12 protein-coding genes are annotated in these 16,096 nt (G+C 68.3%); 3 read left to right on the forward strand and 9 right to left on the reverse strand.

Annotation, left to right across the window (positions count from 1 at the left end; translation table 11 throughout):
* Window positions 1-280: 280 nt before the first annotated feature.
* Window positions 281-775 carry a hypothetical protein gene (locus tag SK854_RS45290; protein ID WP_319981374.1) on the reverse strand — a complete coding sequence of 165 codons (495 nt, stop codon included), beginning with the start codon at window positions 773-775 and terminating at the stop codon, window positions 281-283.
* Between the two features lie 117 nt (window positions 776-892).
* Here SK854_RS45290 and SK854_RS45295 point away from each other — a divergent pair, with 117 nt between their 5' ends.
* Window positions 893-2,218: an amino acid permease gene (locus SK854_RS45295; protein WP_319981375.1), complete on the forward strand. Its 1,326-nt coding sequence runs from the start codon at window positions 893-895 to the stop codon at window positions 2,216-2,218.
* Here SK854_RS45295 and SK854_RS45300 read toward each other — a convergent pair.
* Complete coding sequence (locus SK854_RS45300; protein ID WP_319981376.1) at window positions 2,172-4,160, reverse strand: NPCBM/NEW2 domain-containing protein; 1,989 nt, start codon at window positions 4,158-4,160, stop codon at window positions 2,172-2,174. The genes SK854_RS45295 and SK854_RS45300 overlap by 47 nt on opposite strands.
* On the reverse strand, window positions 4,157-6,958 hold the full coding sequence (locus SK854_RS45305) for a glycosyl hydrolase family 95 catalytic domain-containing protein (protein ID WP_319981377.1): 2,802 nt from the start codon (window positions 6,956-6,958) through the stop codon (window positions 4,157-4,159). Before SK854_RS45305 ends, SK854_RS45300 begins: the two co-directional genes overlap by 4 nt.
* A gap of 164 nt (window positions 6,959-7,122) precedes the next feature.
* Between SK854_RS45305 and SK854_RS45310 the strand changes: the two genes are divergently transcribed.
* The gene (locus tag SK854_RS45310; RefSeq protein ID WP_319981378.1) at window positions 7,123-8,301 is read left to right on the forward strand and encodes a cytochrome P450; all 1,179 of its coding nucleotides are present in this window, start codon (window positions 7,123-7,125) and stop codon (window positions 8,299-8,301) included.
* A 129-nt stretch (window positions 8,302-8,430) separates the two neighbouring features.
* Here the strand turns inward: SK854_RS45310 and SK854_RS45315 are convergent, their stop codons facing one another.
* The 3 genes from SK854_RS45315 to SK854_RS45325 form a co-directional block, all read right to left on the reverse strand.
* A complete protein-coding gene (locus SK854_RS45315) occupies window positions 8,431-8,688 on the reverse strand; it encodes a helix-turn-helix domain-containing protein (protein ID WP_030479084.1) in 258 nt (85 codons plus the stop codon).
* Window positions 8,689-8,956: 268 nt separating this feature from the next.
* On the reverse strand, window positions 8,957-9,592 hold the full coding sequence (locus SK854_RS45320; protein WP_319981379.1) for a UdgX family uracil-DNA binding protein: 636 nt from the start codon (window positions 9,590-9,592) through the stop codon (window positions 8,957-8,959).
* A complete protein-coding gene (locus SK854_RS45325; RefSeq protein WP_319981380.1) occupies window positions 9,570-9,749 on the reverse strand; it encodes a CsbD family protein in 180 nt (59 codons plus the stop codon). Before SK854_RS45325 ends, SK854_RS45320 begins: the two co-directional genes overlap by 23 nt.
* Window positions 9,750-9,935: 186 nt before the next feature.
* Between SK854_RS45325 and SK854_RS45330 the strand changes: the two genes are divergently transcribed.
* A complete protein-coding gene (locus tag SK854_RS45330) occupies window positions 9,936-10,280 on the forward strand; it encodes an ANTAR domain-containing protein (RefSeq protein ID WP_319981381.1) in 345 nt (114 codons plus the stop codon).
* Here the strand turns inward: SK854_RS45330 and treZ are convergent.
* From treZ to glgX, 3 genes are read right to left on the reverse strand one after another with little or no spacing between them, the layout of a single operon-like run.
* The gene (gene treZ, locus SK854_RS45335; RefSeq protein WP_319981382.1) at window positions 10,199-11,872 is read right to left on the reverse strand and encodes a malto-oligosyltrehalose trehalohydrolase; all 1,674 of its coding nucleotides are present in this window, start codon (window positions 11,870-11,872) and stop codon (window positions 10,199-10,201) included. The genes SK854_RS45330 and treZ overlap by 82 nt on opposite strands.
* Window positions 11,869-13,947, reverse strand: a complete 2,079-nt coding sequence (gene treY, locus SK854_RS45340) for a malto-oligosyltrehalose synthase (protein ID WP_319981383.1) — start codon at window positions 13,945-13,947, stop codon at window positions 11,869-11,871. Before treY ends, treZ begins: the two co-directional genes overlap by 4 nt.
* Window positions 13,947-16,052 carry a glycogen debranching protein GlgX gene (glgX, locus tag SK854_RS45345; protein ID WP_319981384.1) on the reverse strand — a complete coding sequence of 702 codons (2,106 nt, stop codon included), beginning with the start codon at window positions 16,050-16,052 and terminating at the stop codon, window positions 13,947-13,949. The genes treY and glgX overlap by 1 nt, the downstream gene beginning before the upstream one ends.
* Between the last annotated feature and the right edge of the window lie 44 nt (window positions 16,053-16,096).

Raw genomic sequence — 16,096 nt, forward strand, 5'->3', positions numbered from 1 at the left:
GCAACCCAACTACGCAACAGGCAGCCGCCCAACGCAACAGGCGTGCCATCAACCCACGCGTGGCGCCCTCCCCCGATCAGATTGCCGGGGGTCTGGGGGCAGAGCCCCCAGGGGAAGCACCCAACGCAAGGTCGCCGCCCGCAAGGTGACCACCCGCCCGGTCGCGACCCGCCAGCTCAACGCAACGTGGCCGCCCGCAAGGTGACCACCCGCAAGCCCGCCACCCGCAAGGCCGCGACCCGCCGACTCAACCCAAGCCCGCCACCCGCAGCCCCGCCACTCACCGCAGCCCAGCAGTCTCCGTAACCGCCCGCAAAGCCGCCACCACAGCCGAAAACGGCGGCAAGAACGGCCGCCCCCCAGGCACGTCCCCCAACCACCGAACCCCGCCCCCGTCAATCCGCGAAGGCGGCAACGGCACCAACGTCCCCAACCGATGCGTCAAAGCCCCACGAGCCCGCAACCGGATCAAGTTCACCTGCGAAGCCTCATCAGCGGACTCAGTGAGGATGAGCCACCGCCCGGCGGCCCCGGACGCGGACGGCAACACCACCACCGGCCCGCCGAGCATCCGCACGGACAGGTAGTGCTGCACCTCCCCGCCGATCCCGGCCGCCATCTCCACGGCGGACACGGTGTGGTCGGTGGTCAGCAGCAGCCGGTTCTCCGACCGCAGCACGAGCCACCCCCAGCTCGAGTAACGCTCCAGCGCGCCGGAGAACGTGTCGAGCTGCGGCAGAACTCCGGACGGCAGTACTCCCTCAGGCGAGTTCATCGATCTCACCCTCACTCTGTTTCAGTACGGTGTAACTCCGATCACACGATTTGACTCTCCGCCGCCATGAACTCACTATCGGGCCGCCATCGGCACACTCGAACGGGGCTTGAGAGCGTGACTCACCTGCGGGAACGGCATGTCACCATGATCGCGCTGGGTGGCGTGATCGGAGCGGGTCTGTTCGTCGGGACGGGGGCGGGCATCGCGCTGGCCGGACCGGCCGTGCTCATCTCGTTCGGACTTGCCGGAATTCTGGCGCTGCTGGTGCTGCGCATGCTCGGGGAAATGGCCGCCGAACATCCGAGCGGCGGCGCGTTCTCGGTGCACGCGGAGAAGGCGATCGGTCCGTGGGCCGGGTTCACGGTCGGCTGGACGTACTGGGCGGCGGTCGGCGTCGTGCTCGCGGTGGAGGCGACCGGCGCGGCCAAGATCGCGTCAGGCTGGGTCCCCGCCATCCCTCAATGGGCCTGGGTGCTGATCTTCATGGCCGCGCTCACCGCCGTGAACCTCGCCGGTGTCCGCAACTTCGGCGAGTTCGAGTTCTGGTTCGCCGGCCTCAAGGTCGCCGCGATCGTCCTCTTCCTCCTGCTGGGAGCCGCAGCGATCGCCGGCCTGCTGCCCAACGTCGACTCGCCCGGCACGCAGAATCTCCAAGACTTCCTCCCGAACGGCTGGGGCGGCGTCATCGCCGGGTTCATGGCGGTGGTGTTCGCGTTCGGTGGCCTGGAGGTCGTCACGATCGCCGCGGCCGATGCCGAAGACCCGAAGCACGCCATCAAGAAGGCCGTCCGGACGTCGATGACCCGGCTGCTCGTCTTCTACCTCGGCTCGATGGCCGTGGTCGTGACTCTCCTGCCCTGGAACGACTCCGAGGTCGGCGCCAGCCCGTACGTGGCGGTGCTCGACCGGATCGGCATCCCGGCGGCCGGGCAGATCATGAACGTCGTCATCTTCGTGGCACTGCTGAGCGCCATCAACGCCACGCTCTACGGCGCCGCTCGCATGCTCAGTTCGCTCGCCGAACGCGGCGAGGCGCCGAAAGCCCTGCTGACCAAGCAGAACGGCGTCCCGCGCAACGCCGTGCTCGCCTCCACGGCGTTCGGTTTCTTCTCCGTGCTCCTCAACTACCTGTGGCCGGACACGGTGTTCCTGCTGCTGCTCAACGCGGTCGGCTCGGCGCTGCTGGTCGTCTGGGCGTTCGTCGCGGTCTCCCAGATCCGGTTGCGCCGCACCTACGAGAACCCGGCGGTCCCCATGTGGGGTTATCCGTACCTCTCCTGGCTGGCGCTGGCGGCGATCGCCGGCATCATCGTGCTGATGCTCAGCGACGAGCAGGCCCGCGGCCAGATCCTGTCCACGGGCGTGCTCGTCGCCGTCATCGCGGCCGTCGCGCTCAGCAGGTCAGCCTTGCGGCGGCGAAGTCTCCTCGATCGAACCTGACGCCGTCACCGCCGTCGCCGACCACCAGCCGCAGGAACTTGGCGCCCTTCAGGGAACCCGCCAACGACACCGCGTCGTCGCGCCACGTGCGCAGCCCGCTGTCGGCGACCTTCGTGCCGTCCGCCCAGACCTCGAAGACCGCCGACCCGAGCTGGTTCACGTCCCGCTCGTCGTCGATGCCGACATCAGAAGAGAACGACGTGCAACGCCCACCCACGTACAGGATCAATTCGGCTTGAGCGTGCGCGCCGAGCCCCTTCGCGTACGTCTTCCCGTTGATGGTCAACGTCTTGCCGTCACCACCGACGTAGCCGCCGTTGGACCGGTCCCGCTCGACCGGTCCGTACCCGCTGCGCTCGGTGGTGAACTGGACGTCACTCGCCCACACCTCCCCTGACGGCCCGGCACCAGGCACGAGCACCCCGGACTCCACCGGTCGCGACAACTGGCCGTGCCCAACCCAGGCGGCGCCCAGCGAGCCACGCAACACATGCGTCCCAGCCGAGACCCCGGCAGGGGGTGTGACCCGCCATCTGCTCTGCACCGACTGCGAGGTCAGCAACACCGCAGCGCGTTCGGAAGAGAGCTTCTCGACCTTCCACCCGGCAGGCGCCGCGAAGGAAGTAGAGGCGTTCAGCAACGGAATCGGTGCCTGGTTCGTAGCGGTCACGCTAGCAACGAACGGCTCCCCAGCAGGCGTGAGAGTGCCCGGAATGCCGGGAACCGAGGCTGCGACGTCCAGTGACGTGTCGATCGCCGGCTCGTGCCGGTACCAGTCCTGCGACGCCTTCACCCGGAAGATCGCGGTGCCGTGCGGAGGCAACGAGGCCGAGATCTGCCCGGCGGACTGGAAGTTCTTGCCCTGCCACAGATCCCGCACGGTGTACCCGAGGCTCGCGGGCAACCCCGCCGCACGCGCCGAAGTCGAGATCGTCGCGTTCACCTCGGACTCGTTGAACAGCGCCACCGCCCTGTCCCCGTTGGCCAGGGGCTTCACGAACACCCAGTGCCCGTCCTTCTGCCCGATCACCTTCCCCTGCACGCCCAGCCGGTCCTGGTTGACCGCGATGATCTCTTTGTTGCGCAGGATGTCGAGGTGCTCGGCCGAGATCTTGCGCAGGTCCGCGCCGATCAGCAATGGCGCCGCCATGATCGACCACAGTGCGAAGTGGCTCTGGTACTCGACGGTGGTCTGCCGGCCGTTGCCGACCTCCAGCATGTCGGGGTCGTTCCAGTGTCCCGGCCCGGCATAGGCGTCGAGCGGCGCGTTGAGCTTCAGGATCTCCACGGTCTTGGACCAGGTGTCGTTGATGTCACCGGTGGTGCGCCACAGGTGCCCAACGCCCTTGCCCCACTCCCACGGCTTGTTCTGGCCCCACTCGCAGATCGAGTAGACGATCGGGCGGCCGGTCTTCTTCAGTGCGTCCCGCATCTTCGTGTAGCGCTCCAGGGCGGGACGGCCCTCGTTGTTGCAGTTGTCGTACTTCAGGTAGTCGACGCCCCAGTCCGCGAACGTTTGCGCGTCGATCTCCTCGTGGTCCAGCGCACCCGGCATGGTCTTGGCGCAGGTCTGAACACCAGCGCTGGTGTAGATGCCGAACTTGAGTCCACGCGCGTGGACGTAGTCCGCCAACGCCTTCATGCCACTGGGAAAGCGAACGGGATGGTGGCGCAACCGGCCGGTCGCCGGGTCACGGGTGGCGTCGGCCCAGCAGTCGTCGACGTTGACGTACTGGTAGCCGGCGTCCTTGAGACCCTTCGTCACGAAGATGTCCGCCATGTCGCGGATCATCTGCTCGTTGATGTCGCAGCCGGTGGTGTTCCAGTTGTTGAACCCCATCGGAGGCGTCAGCGCCAACGTCGGATCCACGGCCGATGCGGGTGGTGCGGGGACGACCACGGACGCTGCGACCAGCGCCAGCGCGGTGAGCAGTGATCTCACTTCGGCTTCTCCAAGGTGATCGCGAAGACGTGCAGGCGTGGCCCGCTCGTCCTGGGCAGGGTGACGGCGGAGAGCTCTCGGGCGGCGTCCAGTTCGACGAACTGGTGGAAGATCGACACCTGCCTGGTCACCGGACCGGACGGCGTGTGCATCAGCGTCGTGGCAACGGGTTCCGACTCGCCGAACTGCGGCCGCTGCTGCCAGGCCGTCACGCGGAACCGGGCGGGAACGGCGCCGTCGGCGTACACCACCGCGCCGTCCGCCTCGACGTTGCCGGTGTCGGCGGCCGCGAGCAGGTGCAGCTTCCCGTACTTCCCGGCGGGAACGGCGAGTGTCTGTCCACTGGCGACGGTGTTGTTCCTGCTGGCCTCGTCGCCGTTGTGGAACTCGAACAGGACACCGTCGTCGGTGACGGACCCGGTCTGCGGCAGCTGCGCGGCCGGATAGGTGTCGCCCAGCCCGTCGAAGTCCCCGTCACGGCTGGTGAACTCGTTGGACAGCCCGTCGTTGTCGAACGACGCGCTGATGTCCACCGGCACCGCGCTACCACCGGGTGGCAACGCGGGCAGCCCCCAGCGCCGGCCCGGCGACGTGATCCGCACCGGCGCGATGGTGAAGTCGCGCTCGCCCTTCGCGTGGATCAGGGCCTCCTGGCCCCTCCGCAGTCCCAGCTCGACCACGCCGTCCCGGACGCTCCATCGCGAGCAGCCGCGCACGATAAGCGGCCCGTCGATGCCCGTGCGCACCCGGCACGGCTGGCCGGCCTCACTGAGCACCCGCACGAACCGCGTCCTCCCGCCGCGACGCACCGCGCTGACCAGGAACGCGCCCTCGGTGCGGGTGTCGTGGATCGTGACGTCCCGCCAGCCGGACGGCACGGCGGGGAAGATCCGGATCAGCCCGCCCCAGCTCTGGACCAGCATGTCCTGCAACGACTTCGCGGCGCTCAGCGGCGTCTCGATCACCGGCCCCGCCTCGAAGTACATGGTGTTGGGCTGCGCGAACCTGGCCACGAACTCACGCAGGTAACCCAGTGCGTCGTCTCCCCTGGTCATCTGGGCGGCGATCGACGCGGCGCCGGTGAAGGTGAAGCCCCGCAACGACCCCTCGAAGCTCAGCCAGTGCTTCAGCGAGCGTTCGATGAGGTCACGACGTTCCGGCTGCTCCCAGGTGACCTCATGCAGCGGGTAGACGGCCAGCAGGTGCGAGTAGTGCCGGTGCGACTTCGCGAACGGCACCCCGGCGCCGATCATGAACCCGCCCGCGTCCGTCGGATGGTCGACGAGCTGGTCCAGCACCTCCTGCCAGCGCGCGGCCAGCGGGTCGGAGATCTTGAGGATCTTCGCGGACTCGACGAGCGTGCGGCACGACCAGCGCAGCAACGCGAGGTCGTAGTTGCAGTCCGGTGCGACGCCGTACTCGGGTGAGTAGGTGGGCAGCAGGTGCAGCCTGCCGTCGTCGCCCTTGCGCAGGAAGTGCAGGTAGTAGTTCGTGGATCGGCGCAGCACCGGGAAAACGGTGTCGCGCAGGATCCGTTCGTCCATGCTGTGGCGATAGTGCAGCCACGCGTTGTGCAGCAACCACGGCAGGTTCCCGATCTCCGGATCCGGCGAGGGGTGCAGCGGCGAGCCGACGAACCCGGCGTCCTGAAACGTCGGATCGGTGCTGCGCCGCAACCCCATCGAGTCCGCCCGGAACTCGGGCCGCAGTGCGTCCACGAGGATCTGCTGGTGCTGCGAGATCGTGCGCGGGATCGGGTCGAGTTCGAGGTGGTTCGACGCGAGCACCGGCCAGTACTCGAGCTGCGCGTTGAGGTTGAACCACACCGACGGCCACGGCGTCGGTTCCAGCCACGGCCCGCTGGTCGGCATGATCGGCGCCTCCCGGCGTGCGCCCGACGCGAGCTTGTACAGCTGGATCCAGTAGAAGCTCTGCATCAACGCGTCCGGCACGGACACGAAGCTCTTGCGGTAGAAGCGATGCCACCATCTTTGATGCTGTTGCCGCAGCACTTCCGGTGCCAGCGCCGTGGTGATCGCGGTCCTGACCGTGGCCTCCGCTGTCCTGTCCGGAAACGAATGTTCCACGGACAGAAGGAGATCCGTGCGACCGTGCCGCTCGCGCGTCCGATGTGCCGTGGCGGTCTGACCGCCCGCGACCATCTCCTGGGTGACGAGCGTCAGCCCGTTCACGGTGCGGCTGACGGGTTTGGGGTTCAGCGGGAACGTCGCGGGCGGTGGTTCGCGGATCGTGCGCGGGCTCAACGCGTCCAGTGGCTGGAACTCCAGCTTGACCGCCCGTTCGCCGCCTGTGGGACGAACTTCCAGGTGCAGCAACGACTTCTCGGCGTGCACGAACAGCCTGATCGCCAGCTCACCGCGGTCGGTGACGATCTTGCCGCGCAGTTCGGCGTTCCACAGGTCGAGCCGAAGGTCGACCCCGGTGATCTGGCCGACCGGTGTCAGCAGCAGCCGCCCGACCGGCAGCCGCGCCACGCCCCACTCGTTGCCGAACTGCGGCCGGTGGTCCTGCACCTTCGCGTGGTCCACGGTGAACCGGACAGCGTTCGCGCCGGGCTCGCGGTAGACGGCGGTGGCGAGAAACCCGTTGCCCAGGAACGGTCCCTCGTACCAGGCACGCGGAATCCGTTGCCACACCAGGTCCTGCTCGCCGAGGAACCTCTCCCAGTCGATCCTCGTCGTGTACCCGGAGGTCTCCGCCTCCGCTCCGGCGGGCAACGCCGTGAGCGCCGCCCCCGCCACCACCCCGCCCATGAGCCCGCGCCGCGACAGCTCCACTCCAGCACCCTTCAGGTCCGTTGGCGGCGGCGCCCAAAGATCGGATGTGTACGTCCGACGGCAGCCTAGGTCCGCCAAAGAAGACGGTCAAGACCGGTCAAGCCTCGGATGTAAGCGTTTACCGGAAGTACGCTGAGTTGGCCGCGAACCCCTGGAGGATGCTCATGATCGCGCGTTCCTACCCGTTCGGTCCGGTGGAGGGACTCGACCTGCACCCGATGTACGCCGAACTACGTGACGAGGAGCCGCTCGCCCGCGTCAAACTCCCCCACGGAGAAGAGGGCTGGCTGCTCACCAGATACGACGACGTCCGATTAGCGCTGAGCGACCCGAGGTTCAGCCTCGCGCAGGCGGCCGTGCGGGACACGCCCCGGATGGGCCCGACGCGCATCGGGGCGATTCTGACCGACCTCGACCCGCCGGACCACACCCGGTTGCGCCGCCTGCTGTCGCACGCGTTCACCGTGCGCCGCGTCGAACAGCTGCGCGCCACCGCGCAACGGGTGGCCGGCGACCTGCTGGACGAGGTGGAGAAGGCCGGCCCGCCCACCGATCTCCTGACCGCGTTCGCGATTCCGTTGCCAGGACTGATGGTCTGCGACCTGCTCGGCGTGCCGTACGACGACCGCGACCACTTCCAGTCGCTCGCCGAGGCGTTCATGTCGACCACGGCGATGACCGACGAGGAGAAGCTGTCGAAGCTCGGCGAACTCGCGGGCTACCTCGCGGGCCTCGCCGACCAGCGCCGCGTGCACCAGGAGGACGACCTGATCAGCGCGTTGGTGGTGGCACAGGAGGAAGGCGACCGGCTCACCGCCGAAGAACTGGTGCAGATCACGGTGTTGCTGCTCGGCGCGGGCTACGACTCCACCGCGAGCCACATCGTCAACTCGGTCCACACCCTGCTGACGTTCCCGGACCAGGCCGCACTGCTACGCGCAGACCCGGAACTGATGCCCGGCGCCGTCGAGGAGCTGCTGCGGTGGATCCCGGGCCAGGAGATCGCTGACATCCTGCCCCGGTACGCGCTGGAGGACGTCGAACTGAGCGGCGGCACGGTGCACGCGGGCGAACCCGTGCTGCTCGCGAAGCACGCGGCCAACCGCGATCCCCGCCAGTTCCCCGACCCCGACCGGTTCGACGTGACGCGCAACGCCAAGGGGCACCTCGCGTTCGGACACGGACCGCACCACTGCATCGGCGCACAGCTGGCGCGAATGGACGTGCAGGTAGCGCTGACGGCGCTCCTCGAACGGTTCCCGGACCTGCGCCTGGCCGGTGACGTGACATGGCGGACCGGCATGGCCATGCGAGGTCCGCTGGCCATGCCGGTCGCGTGGTGAAAGATCAGCGAGCGGTGGTCAGCGCCGTGGCCACAGCACTGCTCGTCGTCGCCGGGCTTGACGAAAGATCACCGATCATCCCGACTTCAGCGGCGACTCGACGAGCGAAACAACAAACGATCGAGCGAACTAGGCTGATCGACTTTGCGGAGTCAGCAGTTCGTTGATGGAATCGAGTGAGATTCCGAGCGCACCCGCGAGAGCGGCGATGGTGAAGAACGACGGCGTGGGGGCACGTCCGGTCTCGATCTTGCGCACGGTCTCGGCGGACAGGCCGGCGCGGGCCGCGATCTCGACCATGCTCTCCTCGCCGCGGGCGTCCCGCAGCAACTGACCGAGCCGCCTGCCGCGCTCCCGTTCCAGCGACGTCAGTGGGATGCGCACCATGGGTGCGGATTCTACGCGAAACAGACGTGCCGGGCGGCGTGAGAAAAGTCCGTTGCGAGCCCGGCCGATCCCGACATAGGTTCGTCTTACACACGAGAGGAGGTGGTCCGAAGTTGTATAGCAACAGGACTCGTGAGGTGGCTGTCCGATAGGACCGCCTTTTGGTGACGCCTTGTCGTAAACCCAGGCAGCCACCCGACCCCCGGACTTCGAGCGCTGGTCCCGCTCGGCCTGCTCGCGCAGGAGTCGTCCGGGGGTTGTCCCGTTCTCAGGCCTTCTTCAGCGCCAGCAGATCCGCGACGAACGCGTCGAACGCCTCGCTGAAGTTCTCGGCCCGCACGACCGCCGACGGGTGCACCGTCACCCCGACCCGCAGCCCGTCGTGCTCCAGCACCTCGCCGCGGTGCTCGGTCAGCTTGAACGACGGCCCCAGCACCGCCTTCGCCGCGACGGCCCCCAGCACGACCACGAGCCGCGGCTTCACCACGCGGATCTCCTCCCGCAACCACGGGAAGCAGGCCACGACCTCGCCGCGCCTGGGCTGCTTATGGATCCTGCGCTTGCCGCGCTCGGTGAACCGGAAGTGCTTCACCGCGTTCGTCAGGTACGTCTTCGAGCGATCGATCCTGGCGGCCTTGAACGCCTTGTCCAGCAACCGTCCGGCCGGCCCGACGAACACGTGGCCCTCGGTGTCCTCGTGGTCACCGGGGCACTCGCCCACCATCATCAGCCGCGCCGGCACCGGGCCTTCGCCGAACACGGTCTGCGAGGCGTCCTTGTAGAGCTCGCAGCCGTGGCACTTCTTCGCCGCAGACTGCAACGCCGCCCAGTCAGCCCCCTCAGGGACGTACTGGGCGGCGTCCGCCGTCTTGCCCGCGCTCTTACTTGTCCGAGCGGAAGGCATCCTTGACCTTCTCGCCGGCCTGCTTGATGTCGGCCTTGGCGCGCTCGGCGCGGCCCTCGGCCTGCCACTGCTCGTTGTCCGTGGCGTCGCCGACGGCCTCCTTGGCGCGGCCCTTGAGTTCGTCTGCCTTGTTGCTGAACTTCTCTTCGGCACCCATGCTTCCCGGTTACCCCGCGAGCACGGTTCAAAACAGTTGATAAGGTGATCACTCGCGGTTGAGAACCCAGCCGCAAGCCGATGTGATGGCTTGCCCTGGGTGTGCCCGCCCTTCGCAACGCAGCTCCAGAGCGCGTCGTCACACCGGCATGCCGCTGTGACCGTGACGACGCGAAAGGAGCAGGCGGTGTCGTCCGCGAGAATCACCGCCCTGGAGGCCGAGGTGGCGGGGCTGCGCAAAGCTCTGGCTACCCGGACAGTCATTGGGCAGGCCACAGGCCTGATCGCCGCGCGCAAACCCTGCACACCCCAGCAGGCGTTCCAGCTGCTGGTGCACATGTCCCAGCACCACAACATCAAGCTGCACGTCGCCGCCGACCGGCTGGTCACGGCGTTCGTGCACGCGCACCTGGGCCGGCCCGTCGAGCCGGCCGACCAGATGCTGTGGGATCACGTCGACGCGACGACCGCGAACGACTCCGGTGGAAGCAACGACGGGTTCGCTGAGGAGGTCAGCAGCACGTCTCCCTGAGGTAGCGGGACGGGGGTCGTGCCGAGGTTCACCACCACGCGGATCGTGCCGCGGTGCAACACCAGACACTCCCCGTCCTGCTCCACCACGAACCTGTCCAGTCGCGGATCGGCCAGCTCCGGGCGGGAGCGGCGCAACGCGATCAGGGCGCGATAGGTGTCCAGGACCACGGCGTGGTCGCCTTCACGGGCCTCGTCCCAGCGCAGCCGCGAATTCTCGACGGTCTGCGGCGACATGGGGTCCGGCACGTCCGACTCGCCCCAGCCGTGCCGGGAGAACTCGCGCCGCCGGCCCGTCCGGACGGCCTCCGCGAGCTGCGGGTCCGGGAAGGACGCGAAGAACTGCCACGGCGTGGAAGCCGCCCACTCCTCCCCCATGAAGATCATGGGCGTGTAGGGCGAGGTGAGCACGATCGCCGCCGCGCACAGCAACTTGCCCGTCGACACGGAGGCGGTCAGCCGGTCGCCGGTGGCGCGGTTGCCGATCTGGTCGTGGTTCTGCGTGTACGCGAGGAACCGGTAGCCGGGGATCAACGCGGTGTCGACCGGCTTGCCGTGGTGCTTCCCGCGGAACGACGACCACGTGCCGGCGTGGAAGAACACCTTCTCCAGCGTGTTCTTCAGCGCTCCTGGTGCCGCGAAGTCCTCGTAGTAGCCGAAGGTCTCCCCGGTCAGCGCGACGTGCAGGCAGTGGTGCAGGTCGTCGGACCACTGGGCCTGCAGACCGAGGCCACCGCCTTCGCGCGCCGTCACGAGCCTGGCGTCGTTCAGGTCGGACTCGGCGATCAGCGTGAGCGGACGGCCCACCGCCGCCGACAACGCGTCCACCTCGACGGACAGCTCTTCGAGGACGTGGGTCGCGCGGCTGTCCGCCAGCGCGTGCACGGCGTCGAGCCGCAGCCCGTCGACGTGGAAGTCCCGCAACCACTGCAGCGCGTTGTCGATGACGTACCGGCGCACCTCGTCGGAGCCCGGTCCGTCCAGGTTCAGCCCCGGGCCCCAGTCGTTGCGTCCCGCGAAGTACGGCCCGAACTTGTCGAGGTACGCGCCGGACGGCCCGAGGTGGTTGTAGACCACGTCGAGCAGCACGGCGAGGCCTCGGGCATGACAGGCGTCCACGAACCGCTTGAACCCGTCCGGCCCGCCGTAGGGATCGTGCACAGCACCCCACAGCACGCCGTCGTAGCCCCAGCCCTCGACGCCGTCGAAGCTGTTGACCGGCATGACCTCCACGAACGAGATGCCGAGGTCCACCAGGTGGTCGAGCCTGCCGATGGCCGCGTCGAACGTGCCCTCCGGCGTGAACGTGCCGATGTGCAGCTCGTAGATCACACCGCCCGGCAGCGCCCGGCCGGTCCACGCGCCGTCGGTCCACTCGAAATCGTGGGCGTAGACACGGGAGGCCTCGTGCACCCCGTCGGGCTGCCACAGCGACCGGGGATCCGGGTACGCCTCGCCCTCGATGACGAACGCGTAGTCCGTCCCGTCGGCGTCAGAGTGCCACCAGTCGCCGTCGCGCTTCATCTCGTGGTCGAAACCGTCGACACGCACGTGCACCGACTCGGGAGTCGGTGCCCAGACGGAGAAGCTCACTGATCCCCCTGCACCAGCAACGCCACCGGATAGGTGTCGAGCAACGACGCCAGGTCCTCCGTCGCCGGCCGCCCGGTGAGGACGTCCGTCCACTTCGCACCCGGCAGCGGCAGAACCGTGTCCTGCCAGCCCTTCTGCTCCAGCCCGACCGGCAGCCGGGTGGCGACCGTGATCACACCGGACCGTTCGAACGCCAGCACGTGCTCGGCCGCCGGGCCCTCGGCGTGCAGCGGCCGATAGCCGTGCAGGCCGCGTTTGCGCACGTGCAAAGCCTTCTGCACCACGAGAAGCTTCGCCGCGCCCGAGTCGTCCACCTCCGGCAGCCAGCCGGACTCGATGCGCGCCAGCAGGTCCCGCCGCACCTCGTAGTCGACCGGCCTGCGGTTGTCCGGGTCGACCAGCGAGAAGTCCCACAGCTCGGTGCCCTGGTACACGTCGGGCACGCCCGGCGCGGTGAGCTGGACCAGCTTCTGCCCCAGCGAGTTCGACCAGCCGGGCGCCTTGATCCGTTCGGCGAACGCGGTGACCTCGGGCTCGTTCAGCGCCTTCGCGGGCCACGCGGCCACCTCGGCGTCGAACTCGGCGTTCCGGTCGACCCACGACGTCCTGATCTTGGCCTCGCGCGACGCCTTCTCCAGGTACTGGCCGAGGCGTTCCTCCGTCAGCGGCCACGCGCCGACGAGCGACTGCCAGGCCAGGCGGTTCAGCGTCGGCTCGGAGATGCCGTGCTTCTCGCTCATCGCGGCCTCGAACGCCAGGTACTCGTCGGGGATCTCCGCCAGCACGGCCAGCCTGGCGCGCACGTCTTCCGACCGTTTGGTGTCGTGCGTGGACAACGCGGTCATGGCGTTCGGCTCGGCGGACTCCCGCCGGGCCGCGCGCTGGTGGAACTCCTCGACGGGCAGGCCGAACCGGTCCGGCGAACCACCGACCTCGTTCAGCGCCACGAAGTTCGTGTACCGGTAGAACGCGGTGTCCTCGGTGCCCTTCGCGACGACCATGCCGGACGTCTGCTGGATCCTGGTCGCCAGCTCGCCGTGCGGGTCGGCGCGGACCTGCTCGTCGAGCGCCCGCACCGCCGGCGACCTGCTCAGCCTGACCGCGGTCTCCCAGTGGTGCAGGCCTTCCGGCAGGTACGAGCGGTACACCGGGAAGTTGACCATCACCTCGGCGACGGCCGCGCAGGCGTCCTCGAACCCGACACCCTCGACGAGCCGGGCGATCCGGCGCACCTCGGCCACCAGGATCGAGTCCGCGACCTGCTGCCGGGACGAGTGCTCGACGGTGTGGAAGTCGCCGTCGAAGGCCTCGGTCGGTGCGATGAACACGCCGCAGATCTCCCGCAACGCGTCGTAGCCCGTCGTGCCGTCGACCGGCCAGCTCTGCGGCATCGACTCGTCCGGCCCGAGGATCTTCTCCACCACGAGCCAGCCGTCGAAGTGCTCGCGCAGGCGCCGGAAGTAGCCGCCGGGGTCGGCGAGCCCGTCCGGGTGGTCGACGCGCAATCCCGTGACGCCCCAGGACAACACCGCGCGATGCGTCGCCTCGAACACCTCGGGGTCCTCGACCCGCACCGCCGCGAGCTCGGTGATGTCGAAGAACCGCCGGTAGTTCAGCTCGGTGTTGCCGCGCCGCCAGTTGGCTTTCAGGTAGTGCTCGTGGACCTCGTCCTCGGCGTCCTCGCCGAGGACGGGCAGCAGCACCTTGCCGGACGACCAGTCGATGTCGAAGTACCGCGCGTACTTCGACTCCTGTCCGTGGGCGAGAACGTCCTCCCACCACGGGTTCGGCACGACCATGTGGTTCGGCACGATGTCGACGACCAGGCCGAGGTCCAGCGCCTTCAGCCGGTCCTGCAGCGCCACCCGCCCCTCGTCGCCGCCCAGCTCGGGCCGGGCGCGGGTCGGGTCCACGACGTCGTAGCCGTGCGTCGACCCCTCCCGCGCGTCGAGCATCGGCGACGCGTACAGCGCGCCGATCCCCAGGCGCGCCAGGTAGTCCGCGACGGCTGCGGCGTCGGCGAAGCTGAAGGACGGGGTGAACTGAACGCGGTACGTCGAGGACGGCGCGCCCATCAGCCCACCCGCTGCAGCACGACGAGCGACCGTGCGGTCAGCGACAACTGCCCCGACGCGGCGATCGGCTTCTCGTTGCCGCCGACCTCCCCGGTCGTGGTGTCCACGACGACCTTCCACTCAGGACCGTACTCGGGATCGGGCAACGTGACCTGGATGTCCTCGTAGTGCGCGTTGAACGCCATCAGGAACGAGTCGTCGACCACCCGCATGCCGCGCGAGTCGAGGTCGGGAATGCCCTCACCGTTGAGGAAGACGGTGATGCACTTGCCGAGGTCGTCCTCCCAGTTCTGCTCGGTCATCTCCTCACCGGCCGGCGTGAACCACGCGATGTCGCGCAGTTCCTCGCCCTTGCGGATCGGCCTGCCCGCGAAGAAGCGCTTGCGCCGGAACACCGGGTGCGCCTTGCGGAACGCGGCGAGCGCCGAGGTGAACTCGGCCAGCTCGGAGTTGGCCTCCAGCAACGACCAGTCGACCCACGAGACCTCGTTGTCCTGGCAGTACGCGTTGTTGTTGCCGTTCTGCGTACGCCCGAACTCGTCGCCGTTGACGATCATCGGCACACCCTGCGACAACAGCATCGTCGCCATCAGGTTCCGCCGCTGCCGCCGCCGGAGCGTGAGGACTTCCTCGTCGTCGGTCGGCCCCTCGACGCCGCAGTTCCACGAACGGTTGTGGTCCTCGCCGTCGCGGTTGTCCTCGCCGTTGGCCTCGTTGTGCTTGTCGTTGTACGACACCAGGTCGTTGAGCGTGAAGCCGTCGTGCGCCGTCACGAAGTTGATCGACGCGTACGGCCGCCGCCCGTCGTCCTGGTAGAGGTCGCTGCTGCCGGTGATGCGCGACGCGAACTCGCCCATCGTCGCCGGCTCACCGCGCCAGAAGTCGCGCACCGTGTCGCGGAACTTGCCGTTCCACTCCGTCCACAGTGGAGGGAAGTTGCCGACCTGGTACCCGCCGGGCCCGACGTCCCACGGCTCCGCGATCAGCTTGACCTGCGACACCACCGGGTCCTGCTGCACGACCTCGAAGAACGTCGCCAGCCGGTCCACGTCGTAGAACTCGCGCGCCAGCGTCGCCGCGAGGTCGAACCGGAAGCCGTCGACGTGCATCTCGGTGACCCAGTACCGCAGCGAGTCCATGATGAGCTGCAACGTGTGCGGCGAGCGCACGTTCAGCGAGTTACCGGTGCCCGTGTAGTCCGTGTAGTACTGCGGGTCGTCGTCGACCAGCCGGTAGTACGACTCGTTGTCGATGCCGCGCATCGACAACGTCGGCCCGAGGTGGTTGCCCTCCGCCGTGTGGTTGTAGACGACGTCGAGGATGACCTCGATTCCCGCCTGGTGCAGGGCGCGAACCATGCCCTTGAACTCCTGCACCTGGTTCAGCGGCAACGCCGAGTAGCCGTCGTGCGGCGCGAAGAACCCGATGGTGTTGTAGCCCCAGTAGTTGCTCAACCGCCGCTCGGCCAGCGTGTGATCGCTGATGAACTGGTGCACCGGCATCAGCTCGACGGCCGTGACCCCGAGCTTGATCAGGTGGTCGATCATCACCGGGTGCGCGAGGCCCGCGTACGTGCCCCGCAGGCGCGGCGGGATCTCCGGGTGGTCGATGGTGAGACCGCGAACGTGCGCCTCGTAGATGACGCTCTCGTTGTACGGCGTCCTGGGCAGCCTGTCGTTCGTCCAGTCGAAGAACGGGTTCACCACCACGGACTTCGGCACGTGGGGAGCGGAATCGTCGTCGTTGCGCTCGTCCGGCGATCCGAACTTGTACCCGTACAGCGCCTCGTCCCACGCCAGGCCGTTCGAGATGGCCTTGGCGTACGGGTCGATCAGCAGCTTGTTGGGGTTGCACCGGAGGCCTCGGGCCGGGTCGTGCGGCCCGTGCACGCGGTAGCCGTACCGCTGCCCCGGGCCCACGCCGAGCAGGTAACCGTGGTGGACGAAACCGTCCACCTCCGGCAGCCTCACGCGTGTCTCCGTGCCGTCCTCGTCGAAGAGGCAGAGCTCGACGTACTCCGCGACTTCGGAGAACAGGGCGAAGTTCGTGCCAACGCCGTCATAACCGGCGCCAAGCGGGTAGGGCCGTCCAGGCCAGGGTCGCACGATGCTCCTCGTCACAAGGCATTAGCTACTGAAAGACCATATCC

Source organism: Lentzea sokolovensis (assembly GCF_033949975.1).
GTDB classification, from domain to species: domain Bacteria; phylum Actinomycetota; class Actinomycetes; order Mycobacteriales; family Pseudonocardiaceae; genus Lentzea; species Lentzea sokolovensis.